This window comes from Spirochaetales bacterium, from assembly GCA_016930085.1.
Taxonomy (GTDB): domain Bacteria; phylum Spirochaetota; class Spirochaetia; order SZUA-6; family JAFGRV01; genus JAFGHO01.
In genome coordinates this window covers 13422-27215 of sequence record JAFGHO010000045.1, presented here as the reverse complement: position 1 = coordinate 27215, position 13794 = coordinate 13422, and the positions used below count along the sequence as shown (strand labels likewise).

At 44.2% G+C, this 13794-nt stretch carries 9 protein-coding genes; 4 read left to right on the top strand and 5 right to left on the bottom strand.

Annotated features, from left to right (window positions below):
* Positions 1-165: 165 nt before the first annotated feature.
* Positions 166-519 carry a hypothetical protein gene (locus tag JW881_07535; GenBank protein ID MBN1697350.1) on the bottom strand — a complete coding sequence of 118 codons (354 nt, stop codon included), beginning with the start codon at positions 517-519 and terminating at the stop codon, positions 166-168.
* Positions 520-725: 206 nt separating this feature from the next.
* Between JW881_07535 and JW881_07530 the strand changes: the two genes are divergently transcribed.
* From JW881_07530 to JW881_07515, 4 genes are all read left to right on the top strand, one after another.
* Positions 726-1028: a hypothetical protein gene (locus JW881_07530; protein ID MBN1697349.1), complete on the top strand. Its 303-nt coding sequence runs from the start codon at positions 726-728 to the stop codon at positions 1026-1028.
* A gap of 597 nt (positions 1029-1625) precedes the next feature.
* Positions 1626-2948, top strand: coding sequence for a carbohydrate ABC transporter substrate-binding protein (locus tag JW881_07525; protein MBN1697348.1), 1323 nt, complete (start codon positions 1626-1628; stop codon positions 2946-2948).
* Positions 2949-3235: 287 nt separating this feature from the next.
* The gene (locus tag JW881_07520) at positions 3236-4228 is read left to right on the top strand and encodes a sugar ABC transporter permease (GenBank protein MBN1697347.1); all 993 of its coding nucleotides are present in this window, start codon (positions 3236-3238) and stop codon (positions 4226-4228) included.
* Positions 4228-5091, top strand: a complete 864-nt coding sequence (locus JW881_07515; protein MBN1697346.1) for a carbohydrate ABC transporter permease — start codon at positions 4228-4230, stop codon at positions 5089-5091. The genes JW881_07520 and JW881_07515 overlap by 1 nt, the downstream gene beginning before the upstream one ends.
* A 543-nt stretch (positions 5092-5634) precedes the next feature.
* Here the strand turns inward: JW881_07515 and JW881_07510 are convergent.
* From JW881_07510 to JW881_07495, 4 genes are all read right to left on the bottom strand, one after another.
* Positions 5635-9804, bottom strand: a complete 4170-nt coding sequence (locus tag JW881_07510) for a sigma 54-interacting transcriptional regulator (GenBank protein ID MBN1697345.1) — start codon at positions 9802-9804, stop codon at positions 5635-5637.
* Positions 9776-10420, bottom strand: coding sequence for a DUF4384 domain-containing protein (locus tag JW881_07505; GenBank protein MBN1697344.1), 645 nt, complete (start codon positions 10418-10420; stop codon positions 9776-9778). The genes JW881_07510 and JW881_07505 overlap by 29 nt, the downstream gene beginning before the upstream one ends.
* Positions 10421-10461: 41 nt before the next feature.
* Positions 10462-11886 carry a hypothetical protein gene (locus JW881_07500; GenBank protein MBN1697343.1) on the bottom strand — a complete coding sequence of 475 codons (1425 nt, stop codon included), beginning with the start codon at positions 11884-11886 and terminating at the stop codon, positions 10462-10464.
* Between the two features lie 89 nt (positions 11887-11975).
* Positions 11976-13442 carry a caspase family protein gene (locus tag JW881_07495; GenBank protein MBN1697342.1) on the bottom strand — a complete coding sequence of 489 codons (1467 nt, stop codon included), beginning with the start codon at positions 13440-13442 and terminating at the stop codon, positions 11976-11978.
* Between the last annotated feature and the right edge of the window lie 352 nt (positions 13443-13794).

Here is a 13794-nt window from a genome sequence, read left to right as displayed (position 1 = left end):
GCGGAAAGAAACGGAATGGATGTGCAGTTTTTCTTGAATGTCTACCGTATAATTACGGCAAACCATTAGGATACGGGGATTATATCCGATGCAGGTGTCTCGCATTGCGAATGGCTAACATCGATTCATCTCGTCTCTCCTGCATTTTGAATAAAGCGGTTGATATCAATTCGACCAGGTATCGATGATGTTGTCCGAGTCATCCCTTAAATAGATAATCTCATCGCTGTCGTTGATCTGGAACCCTATGGTTGACTGGGGAAATTTCTTTTTCGCGTACGCGGTGAGAATCGTTCCTTCGGGGATATTGTATGCCCACGGATCATTAATATCTCCCGGTTTCCAGTTGGATATATCCGCCTCATTATCCGCGTTGTTCTTGAGGGTGATCTGTTCCCGGCTAATCGGGGGCGCGGTAACCGAATAGATATACACGCCCGGTTTTTCTCTGTCTCCTGTATACGGCATGCATCCCGTGAAGATGATGAGTGATAATAACAGAACAATCAGGTGTCTCATGTTTTTTTCCTTTTTTGCATTAATGGCTTCAAGGCGATGAGGAAAAGGAAGATATTGCATTGCCCATCGCCGGGCCTCTTCTTGTTTTTTGCTGTTCAAAGCAGCATGACTATAACACGGAATACGGCATTCGTCAAGGAGAACAGGAATGCTTCAGGTGAGGAAAAACAGGATTTTTATAAATTGAAAAAGCGGATGAAATGCCGATGACGGCAGAAATTTTCCGGGATGATTACTGTTTCCCTAAAAAAATCAATACAGTGTATATTTTTTCATCGTTATACAATACAGGAGAACAAATATTTTCAGGAACGTCAATGGGGAAAACAACGAATGAACCGGTATCACGCCGTCATATTGAAAAGCCGGGAACACGCACACATGTATATCACGGAAATTATGTATCGAAAGTTCACGCTGCTGCATGCGGATTTGAATTGCTCTCGTATCACCCGGCCCGTGCGGTGACTGTTGGAGTTGTTTTTTGCGTTTGTAGAGAAATATGGTAACAAAGTCATCGAAGAATTTGAGAAAACATTCAAACAGATGGATATTGAGAAGAATATGAGACAAACCCCTTGGAGGAAATTACGACAATTGTTCAAGATTCTTCAGCATTTACCGGGTCGAAATAACTTTATTTCTTTGTATACGAGTCATTATTCACCTTTTTGGATACTTCGTCGCTGAAAAACACATATACCATCCCCCCCCTTCAAACATCAATTTTTAAACCGGGAAAACAGGAGAATCATGTCCGTAAGCCTATTACTATCCATACCGCCATACCCGACAGACATTTAGGCAACTTTTTTCCGAAAACCGCCCGGCGGGTTTTCGCCGCAGCAATCAAAGGCGAGACTGACCCGGGCAGAGACGGCGTTGACTGGTACGGGTATGCGGGCGACAACCGGTATATGATAATCGATCCCGGGAGATAGTATACTGATCATTCAAAATGATAAAAAAACCGGTTTATTCTATCAACTTTCTAGAAAAAATCAACAAAAAGTACTTTACGCCTAAAAAAAGCTGTGTTATTATGCAATGAAATTTTTCCTTTAGTTTTAAAGGGCAAATATAGAAAGTTTACAAGGAGGAATTACATGAAAAAAATTATGGCAATACTTGTATTGCTCATGCTGACAGTCGGCATGGTGTTTGCAACCGGAACTCAAGAAAGTACCGGTGGTTCGAAAGTCATCAATCTGTGGAGCTTTACAGATGAAGTTCCCAAAATGCTTGACAAGTACAAGGAACTGCATCCGGATTTCGATTATGAAGTCAAAGTTACTATTATAGCAACCACAGACGGTGCTTATCAGCCGGCTCTTGACCAGGCCCTTGTCGGCGGCGGTGCAGATGCTCCCGATATCTACACAGCTGAATCCGCTTTCGTCCTCAAGTACACACAGGGTGACATGGCTACTCAAGCTGCCCCTTATAAAAGCCTCGGCATCGATGTAGCAAAAAAATTAAAAGAGTGTGATATCGCACAGTATACTGTCGATATCGGTACAAGAGCTGGTGGCGATCTTGTTGGTCTCGGTTATCAGGCAACAGGCGGTGCTTATATTTATCGCCGTTCAATTGCCAAGGCCGTCTGGGGAACGGATGATCCCAAAGTTATCAAAACCAAAATCGGCCCGGGCTGGGACAAATTTTTTGAAGCCGCCGCTGCCCTGAAAGCAAAAGGTTACGGAATCGTTTCCGGTGACGGCGATGTATGGCATGCTGTAGAAAACGGCTCAAAAAAGGGCTGGATTGTTAACGGCGCACTCAATATCGATCCTGATCGGGAAGCTTTCCTTGACATTGCAAAGAAACTCAAGGACAATGGTTACCACAATGATACACAGGACTGGACGGATGCCTGGTTTGCAGACATGAAAGACGCCGGCCCAAAAAAGATTTTAGGTTACTTTGGTCCCGCATGGCTCATCAACTATGTCATGGCAAATAATTGCGGCGATACATACGGCGACTGGGCTATTTGTGAACCGCCGGTAGGTTTCTTCTGGGGCGGAACATGGGTTATCGCGAATAAAAACACCAAAGTTGACAAAAAAGTTCTGGGCCAGATCATTGAATGGATCACACTTGATTGTTCCAACACAGGCCTCCAGTACTACTGGGCAAACGGAACGTTCAATCCCGACAATCCGACAAAAGATGCTGTCGCTTCCGGTACGGTCATGGCTAAATCAGACGGTAAACTCAAGTTCCTCGGCGGACAGAATATGTTTGACGTATTTGTCCCTGCAGGCGCATTTGCAACCGGTAAAAACAAAACCCAGTACGACGAAACGATTAACAGATTCTGGCGCGATCAGGTCCGGGAATATACTTCCGGCAACAAAACTCGCGCGCAGGCTATTGCTGATTTCAAACAGATGGTAGCCGACAACCTCGATATCGTCGTAAAGTAGTTTTCTAAAAGACTGGAGCGGACGGATTCATCCGTTCGCTCCATATTTTTTTGTATCCGATATTTCTTAATTATTGTGGGGCTTCATTTTGAGCCTGTAATTGGCATTTCATGAATTGCAGGTATTATTTTGGCAATTCATATTTACTCTTCCACGTAACATTCAGTATCTGGCGGCGGGAGTAAAATTGCCGGACCTTACAGTTTTAATATCTGATATATGAAAATAAAAGACACAATAAATTTTACCGGAGGTTAAAACCCATGGCGCAAACCAGAATCCATCGCATACGTCAGAAGAGTGTCAGCTATGCAAAATACGGCTATATATTCTCTATTCCTTTTGTCGTGGCATTCCTGATCTTTGCCTTATATCCGGTTATATACACTATTACCGTTGGTTTCACGGATTTAAAGGGTATAGGAAAAACCGATTTCAAGATATTACCGGATATATTCGGAAATTTCAAAAGCATACTTGCCAACCCTTCATTCACGATATCATTGTTAAATACGTTGATAATCTGGGTTTTCAACTTTATTCCGCAGCTGGGACTTGCGCTTCTCCTTGCTGCCTGGTTTACAAACGCCCGGTTGAAAACCCGCGGTCAGGGGGCTTTCAAAGTCCTTTTCTATATGCCGAATATAATTACGGCGGCAACGATAGCCATCCTCTTCAACGTTCTGTTTGGATATCCGAAGGGACCCATCAACGATATACTGATGGGCCTGGGTATGCGAAAGGAACCTTTTTTCTTTTTACAGTCGGCATGGGCGTCGCGGTTGATCGTCGCGTTTATCCAGTTCTGGATGTGGTACGGCAATACAATGCTGATACTTATCGGCGGGATCATGAGCATCAGCCCGGCGCTGTTTGAGGCCGCCGAAATGGATGGAGCATCGGCACCACAGATGTTCTTACATATAACACTACCGAGTGTGAGAACGATAATCCTCTATATTCTTGTCACCAGTTTAATCGGCGGTTTGACGATGTTCGACATTCCGTGGCTGTTCAATCTGGGAAGACCCGATAATGCGACCCTTACCACAAGTATGTTTATTTACAACCAGGCTTTTGCAGGAAGCTACTTGTTTAACCGCGCGGCTGCGGCAAGTATGGTTATGTTTGTCATAATCGGATTTCTTTCGGCAGGCCTTTTCTATATCCTGCGGGACAAGGACGAAGTAAGGTTTCGCAAGGAAAAGAAAGCATTGCTTAAAGCGGCAAAGGATGCTGCCAGAGTACAACGGAAAGCCGCAGCAGAGGGAGGTGCATAATGATAACAATAGATAAAAGCAGCCTGAAAACCGCACAGACAATCAACAAGACCATTATATACACGGTATGTATCTTTTTATCCATACTGAGTATTTTCCCCTTTCTTACCATGGTTGTGAATGCAACAAGAGGAACATATGAAATCCAGCAAACTGCGGTTTCACTGATACCCTCAACTCATTTACTCGATAACATTAAAATTATATTTAGCGGAAAAAGTTTTGATCCGTTTACCGGCTTTATAAACTCGATGATAATATCCGTGGGAGCCACTATATGCGCGTTATACTTTTCTTCACTTACCGCATATGGTATTGTGGCATATGACTGGAGACTGCGCAGACCTTTCTTTACGTTCATTATGCTGGTCCTCATGCTCCCGGTTCAGGTGTTTACCATAGGCTTTTACCAGTTTATATACCGGATCCACTGGACCAACAGTTTCTGGCCCCTGATACTTCCGGCAATAGCAGCACCGGCCACCGTATTCTTTATGAGACAGTATTTACTGGCGACACTGTCGCTTGATATTGTCAATTCCGCAAGAATCGACGGAGCAAGAGAGTTTTATATTTTTAACAGGATAATCATGCCAATCATGAAGCCGGCTCTCGCCGTCCAGGGCATATTCATATTCGTATTCAACTGGAACCAGTTGTTTCTGCCTCTGGTATTACTGACCGACAGTGATAAATATACAATGCCTATTATGGCGAGTCTTTTGCGCGGTGATATCTACAGGACCGAGTACGGAGCGGTTTATCTGGCGCTGACATTAACAGTCCTCCCGCTTTTTGTTGTTTATTTCTTATTATCGAAGTATATAATAGCGGGAGTCACCCTGGGGGCTCTGAAAGAATAAGTTTAACGGTGAAAGCAAATTAAAAAGGAACAGCATCTATGTCTGTTCCTTTTTTTTGCATTGGCCCACCTCATTGTAACGACGATCGGAATTCAACTTTATTGAATACCACCTTATTTCATTTACAATTGGACTTCAACGAAGTTGATTACCTGTCAATCCGGACACTCATCCGGCAAAGATGTAAAACCGTCAATTATTCTTCATCCCTTATTGCATTACCTACCGGATAATGCTTAATCAGCTTCCGGCATTTTACACAACCTTATTCCCGGACTGTTTATACATAAATTTAATCCATAAATTAATTCCATAATAGTAATATTTGTTGATTTGGCGCGCAATTATTAGTATTTCAATAATAATATAAATGTTCAGTAGCTACAAATGAGTTTTACTTTACCTGTTCTTTCATGTGTATAGAATGCACTGCCCCGGTAAGCGGAAACGACGGACGCGATGATCCTCCCCAACAACACCCGCAGCATCAAAAAAGAGTCGGATTCGGAAAACATCGGACAACAGACGATCTTGATACGATCATTACATGATCTTTCCTTTTTTAAGTCTTCTATTCAATGCGGACGTTGAAAGACCCAGTAATTTTGAGGCGATACGCTGGTTTCCATTTGCTTTTTTCATTGCCTGCTGGATAAAAAAGTATTCGACCTCGTCAATGGTCGGGAAATTCCCTGAATACGTAATTAAACTCGAAGGGCGCGTTGTTTTTTCTATATTTATGAGCGGTTTATTGCCGTGCTGCCGGATATAATCGCGAAAGAAGGCGGTTCCCAGCGCACCTCCTCCCGAATGAAGATTCACGGCCCGGTCGATCATAGCGGCGAATTCCCTGACATTGCCCGGATAATGATAACTTGATACGATACTTATTAATTCCGGATCGATTTTCGGCTTTGCTTTATGGTACGCGTTTGCCGATTTTTCCAGAAAAAAATCAAGCAGCACAGGTACATCATCGAGCCTCTCTCTTAACGGCGGTATAGTTATTTTTTGCGAAAAACGGTAATAGAGATCTTTCCGGAACCGGCATTCTTCAATTTTTTCATCAAGACTGACATTGGTCGCGGCAATAATACGGGCATCGGAATGTTTTGTTTGATCGCTTCCGATATGCCGGTACTCCCTGTACTCAAGGAAACGAAGCAATTTAACCTGAGATTCCGTATCGAGTTCTCCGATTTCATCGAGAAATAGCGTGCCGCCGGCAGCTTCTTCGACGAGGCCCCTGCGTTGTGTAACGGCTCCGGTATATGCTCCCTTTACATGTCCAAAAAGCGTATCTGAAAAAATCGTCGAATCCAGTCCCGCGATGTTCTCGGCAATGAATTTCCCCGTCCGTTTACTCGAAAGGTGAATTGCCTCGGCAATAAGCTCTTTCCCCACACCACTCTCCCCGCAAATCAAAACAGGTTGATTACTGTCTGCAAACGATTCAATCACTTTAAAAATAGTCAACATTGAATCATTCCGGGTGATTATCTTGGAAAAAGCATCGGGATACATGAGACCGTATCCCGAAAGACTGTTTCGAAGCCTGTTGTTTTCTTCGGTCAGGATTCGCCGTTCGATACAGTGACGGATGACCGTTGCAAGCCGTTCTCTTTCGACGGGCTTTACCAGGTAATCGAAAGCGCCGTTCCGCATACAGTCAACCGCGGAGTCGATCGCGGAGATTCCCGTTACGACAATAACGGGAATCTCCGGATAATGCAGCTTTATTTTCTCGAGCAGGTCCCTCCCTGAAACATGGGGCATGGCGAGATCGATAACGACACAGGAAACGGAATTCTTTGCAAGCAGGGACATGACCCGGCGGCCGTCGTCGCACAGGATACTGTTTGTTATACCGTATTGTGCGCACGCGGTCTTTTCCGCATCGAGCATCTCTTTTTCATCGTCGACAAACAGAACGGGATCGCCGGGAAATACGATACCGGTGTCCGTGACCGGCAGGCTTTCCCGCATTTTGTCATCATGCGGTTGTATGTGCAGTTTATTGAACAGGCCCGCTTCAAGAAGGTTCGACACCCGTGTCTCCAGCTCGAGCGGACCGAACGGTTTGACGAGGTAGTCTTGCGGCAGTACGGTTTCATCGGTATTTGTCATATCCTCGGTTGTTCTGGCCGTGACGAGAAGAACGGGAATACCCTCCGTTTTAGGGTTCGAACGGAATTTCTTTAATAAAGCGATGCCGTCCGTCCGGGGCATGAGAAGATCGACAATGACAAGGTCCGGTTTACTGTCACAGGCAATTCTGAACCCCTCTTCCCCATCCGTCGCCTCATACACGCTGTATCGTCGAGATAGAACCAGCCGGAGGTAATCACGCATCTGGCCGTCATTATCGATAACAAGAATGGTACCGTGCCGTTTCCCCGATGTGCCGTTTATTTCAGCGGAAGATGTTTCGGACCGCTGCATTAGATCCGAAAAAAGAAGGTCAGCATGTGATTTGAATCGGCCGGTAAAACCGGCCGATTCCGATCCTGTCTCTACCGAACACCGGGGATCATTTTCAAAAGCCGTATCCGTTGCGGGAAGATAGATATCAAAGACCGTGCCCTTCCCGGGTCTGCTTTCCACCGTAACGATACCGTGATGCATGGCAATATATTCTCTCACCAGTGCAAGACCGATCCCGCTTCCGAAACTCCAGCTTCCGGAATTCGCGTTTTGGTCGCGTTGTTCCCCCTGTTTATACCGTTCAAAAATAACGGACAGATCTTTTTCCGGTATGCCGATTCCCGTGTCCCTTACCCTTATGCCGTACACCTCCTGCGGTTTTTCAAAAGGCCATTCAATTTTTAGACTTTCGAGGAATACCGGAGGAATGCATTCCACGATTATTTTGTCGCCCTTTTTTGAGAATTTGAGTGCATTGGATAAAAGATTGGAAATTACTTTTTCCAATTTTTCCTTGTCGACGGGAACAAAAAAAGTGTCGACGTTCTTTTTGAATTCCAGACGTATTCCCCTGTTCTTCGCAAGCGGTAGAAAATACTCGACAAGAGAAAAGAGAAGATCGACAATATTACATCGATTAATGACAAGATCCATTTTCCCCGATTTTATTTTTGACAAATCGAGAAGCTGTTCTATTAAATACAACAGCTTTTGCGAGTTCCGTTTTATGATACTGAGCGTTTTAAGTATTTCCGGTTTGTTCTTGATCTCATTATTTTCAAGAAGCGTATCAAGGGGACTGAGAATAAGCGTCAGCGGTGTTCTGAACTCATGCGTAATATTCTGTACAAAGTGCTCCCTGTATCGCTCAACCTGCTTGAGTGTTTTATTCGCGGCCTCGAGCTCCGTATTTATATTTTTGAGCTTTTTCGCGGTGAGTGCTTTGTCGATGAGTATTCTTTTTTCCCGGTCCTCGATAACAAAACGATAAAAACATATGAGAAGTAACGCGACGCAGAGTCCCGCAAGATCGTGGGTCATCGTCAAAAGCACCCGAACACTGATAAAAACCCAGGCCGCAAAAATCATATAAAGAAAAATCAGGCAAACGGAAGAAACAAGATACCCTGCCGGACGAAGCGTAAATGAAAGCACCCAGAAGATCAGTGCAACAACAAGAGAGATGATGACATGAATGCCGATTCCGGGTTTATGAATGAATTCCCCCGTGAGTATCGTATTTGCAATATTGAGATGCAGACCGCTCAGCGGATAAACGCGATCGAAAATCCCGGGGCCATAATCTTTATTTCTCGTGGAAGTATCGGAAAACAAAACAATCGAACCTTCAAAATCATCGTAAAGTCTCAATTTGAGACCGGTATCCATTTCGGTTTTTAGAAGATTATGAACGGGAAAGTGAATAAAGGAATCATCCCAGGATCCGGCAAAGTTGACGATTATACGGCCCTTTGCATCAATGGGAATCGTTATGTCTTTTCTTACGAACTCACCACACCGTGCATCGGGGAGCCGGATATATCTGCCGAAGAAGACTTCGATATCCGGGGAAGCGACACCCAGAACATCGGCGAGCATACGCAGCACCAGGGCGGGAAAATATCCGTCTTTATATTTATACAACAGGGGAAACCGGCGGTTGATCCCATCGACATCCGGATCGCATGTAATATGTCCCAGACCGCAAGCGTTTTCCGCAACATCGGGAATGGGCGTTATGATCATCCGGGCGGCAGGCGGATTCCCTTTCCCCAGTACTTTGGGATACCAGAGATTTTTCTCGACAAGTGCTTCATTATCGTTATTGATACCGGCCCGGTCAAATCCGATCACATAATTTTCGGGATAAAGGATGACGGGAACATAAATTTTTGCCTGCCCGGCGGCCCGCTTGAATTGACGGTTATCTTCAAGGTACCTGCCCCGTTTACTGAAAAAAATATCGCATGCGATTGCCTTTACACCGGCATTGGCGATCGTCGAGAGAATTCTGTAATACAGATTATTATCATCACCGGCCGTTTCAAAGGAGTGATAACTCGTGTCATCGAGGACGGCATGAATAATATACGGAGAAATATCTCCCTTTCCGTTAAGTGTATACCTGAGTTTGAAAAAACCATCCGATATTTTGTTCTGCCAGGATTCAAAGAATGAAGGCGCTATAATAAAACCAAACAGATAAGCGAGTAAAAACGAAATAAATGTAATAACCGCCCCGAGGAACAGCACTTTCCTGTTAATGTGCCACCCGGAATGTTTTTGCATAAAAACTCTCAACTTCAATCCTGTCAATAAACTGACGAATCGTCTTGTCTCCCCGATAATCGCCGGCGATACTGAGGGGCCGTTCATCCGGACCCTGAAAAACACTGTTTCTCTTTTTTAAATCCCTTATCGCTTCAAGAACGGACTGTTTTGCCATATTCATCATCTTCTCCGTAACGGATTCCTTTTCCAAAAGATCAAGGTAATCCGTGATTGCCTGTTCCAGCCCTTCACACCGCGTGCGGGAAACAATAAGGTGAAATACTTCCATACCGCCGTCATTTTTAAGATACAACCAGATATTTTTTTCCGGAACATAGTATTCTTTTCCCGTCTGATAATCGGCAAAAAATTCACGTTTCATATCCGGGAAAAGGATAAACAGGTCATTCCGCGAATCATATAGAATAAGGTAGATATAGGCATTGCGAACAGGTTCCAGATAGATCTTCAGGCGATTCCCCGATGTCAGGTTGTTAATGTATTTATTGTGATCGATAGATTGTATTTCCCCTGTTTCATCTTTGTACACAAAAGCCCAGCGAAAGCATACGCTGTTTGCGGCTTGTTCTTCCGCATAATGATAAAAAAGCGGAATCAGGAACATAATAACCATGAAAACCTTTTTTCTTAAAACGGACATTTTCACCTCACATTTCATTCGACAGGGGCCTGTTGCTTTACCGTACAACTGGTTTCCGTCACTGTTATTTTTCTCATTATCGATATTGACGGGGTATTGATTCTTTCCGTTGATGATTCGGTGTCCGATACATCGCAGACAATGGATCCCGTTTTAAATGAAGGAATATAATCCAGCGGATGGCATTCTCCGTTGGGAAGAATTTTCAGAATCCAGGAATCCGCCCTTTGAACGTCAAAAGAATACGTCTTCCCCGCGAGGAGATATCCGTTATCCGGCATCTCCTTGACACTCAATATAAAATCATTTTCACTCCCGCCATAGGCTTTTTGCCAGAGTATGTTACCCCTCCGGTCGATCTTCAAGATATGGCAATCCAAGCCTTTTCCGTAAACCAATTCAGTTGTGACGGCGATAATAAAATTTCCGTCTTCCGTTTCATCGATACTATGCGTCAATTCCGTCCATTGCTTAACGGAAGATTCATAAACAAAGGCTTTCTGCCACATAATGCCGCCCTGTGAACTTATTTTGATTATCTGCAAAATCCATTCGTTCTCATTTTCAGAGAAATCGGCGGAATCAATATGACCCGTCACGATACATCCGTTATCACTGGTATGTATCAGTGAACAAAGCCTGTCGTCACCGCTTTTCCCGTATCGCTTTTCCCAGATCACTTTTCCGAGACTATCGGTTTTTACTACCCAGAAATCGGAATCGCCGGACCCGAAGGAGGAGGTGTTTCCGCCGAAGATGATACAGTCATCATCGACAGCCTGCACGACGCAGGCTTCATCATATCCGGCCCCCCCGAAAATCTGCCTCCATAATATTTCGCCATTCGGGCCGAATTTTACCAGCAGGGCATCATGGCCTTTGCTCGTATCGGTGGCAAAAGATTCGGATTTACCCGCCAGGATAAATCCCCCGTCCGCCGTTTCGTCAATCCACATTGCCTCGTCTCCCTGACTGCCGCCGATACAATTTTCCCAGAGAATATTCCCCTCACCGTCGCACTTCATCACCCATATATCACTGCCGATTTCAATATCCCTGTCGTACATGTTTCCCGCAACAACGAGATCATCGCTTGAAGTGGTGATTATACGGCTTATCCGTTCATTTTTATCTTCCGTTCCATATGCCTTTTCCCAGCAAACGTCTCCTTCTTGGTCGAGTCCTATTATCCAGCTGTCCTCCCCGCCCATTCCGAATGAATCGGTATACCCGGCAATAACGTTATCATCGCCGGATAAAGAGATAATCGAGTTCATCTGCTCGTCCTCAACAGCGCCGTAACTTTTCGACCAATAAACAATATGGCCGTATGGATGCAGCGGATCAAAATAATGACAGGATAGCGGTAGAAAAACCAGTACCGGTATAAAACAAAGTAAAAAAACAATATAGGTCGACAGGGAATGACGATTTCCCATTCTTTTCCTCCATATAAAATAATTGCATTCGTTTTAAAAAGCCGACGACCGGTGCCCGGCGGACACCGGTTATGCGGCATTCATTCGTATCAAAAGGTAAGGACCAGTTCTATCCCCGGTTTCACGTCGGTGTAAAGTGTATTGTCGAAAAAAATCATCGAACAGTCTGCATTAACCTCGATCCAGAGTCGCGGGAATAAAATATATCCCGCTCCAAGTCCCGCCGACAGATAAAATTTCCCCGTGGTAAAATCATCAAGGCCGGCATACACCTCATTATATGTGATTGAATTGAGCGATATTCCGCAACCCGCACGGCACATACCATATAAAGGAAAGAAAAAAGATGTCATGTAGCTCACCTGAATTTCCACGGGAATAATGAGCATCGTATATGATGGTGCAAAACGTTCGTTTGTATTGATACTCCCCGCGCCTGCATATATGCCGAAACCGCAGATACCCCATGGCATGCTCAGGTTGAACCGGAACGACACATCGGGATTTGTTCCCGGATCCATCACACCTTCGACATCGCCAAGAGGAATCATCAATCCTAATCCGAGACCTATTGAAAAAAAGAATTTTTCGGATAAAAAAGGATACTTACTTTTCCGCATATTTCTTTCTGAGGAAGCATCGGGAAACGTATCGGTAAGGACGGTATTTGCTTCCCCCACCGTTTTTTCATCATTCTTCCGTGATAGACCGTCTGCCCTGTTTATTTCCTGTTTTTTCAGGAACAGGAGAAAACTGGCACCTTCCTGGTGTCCCGATCCTTTCAGACTTCCGAAAAGCGGTGTCGTTTCCGTCACCCCCAAACGAATCTCGTTAAAAAGCATCATCGGATCGAGATAAGGAGATATGTTTTTTCTCAATACGATTTTGAGCATACGGCAGAATGACGAGGTGTCCGGTACGGCTTCAAGGGCGCCCGATGTAATGACCTGCCTGGATATCAGGGCGTACGCTTTCTTGAAATAACCATCCTCTATCTCCTTTATTTTACCCCGCGTAATATTAAGGATATCACCGGAAAAACAGGAATCGGTAATAAGGCAGATATGGGCGGCCTTCATATTGGAAATAAGCCCGTGAATGATCTGATTGGGAATCCAGTGTTCCTGTTCGTATTCATCGGTACCGGCATCATACGGGATCCAGAAACCGGTTTTTGTCGTTTGATCATAATGGCCGTGGCCCGCGTAAAGAACAAGAAGAGAATCATCCTCGGTAAGCACGGTCTGCAAATCATAAAACACCTTTAAAATCATCGCCTTTGTGGCATTTTCATCATAGAGTTCCCTCACCTCATCGATATAATAATGAGTCGTAAGAATGTTCTTTATTTCACGGGTATCATCGACCGGGTTGGCCAGAGGAAACCACTTCAGATATTTACTGATACCGATAACCAGAAGGTATTGTTTTCCTACGTAAACATTTTGCGATTCCTTTTCTTCATCAATAAAACCGATACTTCTCGTATTGATGGAAAAACATAAAAAAGGAACCAGAAGCATGAGATACATGATCGATAGAAGGATTTTTTTCATTGCATACCGCCCGCTATCACATATTTACCGGTTACTATTTTTACATATTTGCGATTTTTAGTATACCATTGTAGTATATCCGGGTCAATAAAAAACTAATGTGCAATCCCGAATAACTCTTCCGCTACGGCGTTATGGTTCAAAGCAAGAAAAAATACGCGATCGATTATCTCCTTTGGTTCCGCAATGCATTGCGATTTCGCAATGCATCCCATTTCCTTATAAAATAAATATTTACCGCTATTTTTCACTTTCCGTATACATGCATTGCGATAACGCAATGCATGCCATTGCCGTTTCATTCATCACGTATTGAATCCAATTCTCTATATTTATTGAACATATATTTATT

Bases quoted from the DNA above. Each gene is read 5' to 3' on its own strand.
- JW881_07505 (MBN1697344.1), bottom strand. From the start codon at position 10,420: ATGGTTATTATGTTCCTGATTCCGCTTTTTTATCATTATGCGGAAGAA.
- JW881_07515 (MBN1697346.1), top strand. From the start codon at position 4,228: ATGATAACAATAGATAAAAGCAGCCTGAAAACCGCACAGACAATCAAC.
- JW881_07495 (MBN1697342.1), bottom strand. From the start codon at position 13,442: ATGAAAAAAATCCTTCTATCGATCATGTATCTCATGCTTCTGGTTCCT.
- JW881_07510 (MBN1697345.1), bottom strand. From the start codon at position 9,804: ATGCAAAAACATTCCGGGTGGCACATTAACAGGAAAGTGCTGTTCCTC.
- JW881_07530 (MBN1697349.1), top strand. From the start codon at position 726: ATGACGGCAGAAATTTTCCGGGATGATTACTGTTTCCCTAAAAAAATC.
- JW881_07535 (MBN1697350.1), bottom strand. From the start codon at position 519: ATGAGACACCTGATTGTTCTGTTATTATCACTCATCATCTTCACGGGA.
- JW881_07500 (MBN1697343.1), bottom strand. From the start codon at position 11,886: ATGGGAAATCGTCATTCCCTGTCGACCTATATTGTTTTTTTACTTTGT.
- JW881_07525 (MBN1697348.1), top strand. From the start codon at position 1,626: ATGAAAAAAATTATGGCAATACTTGTATTGCTCATGCTGACAGTCGGC.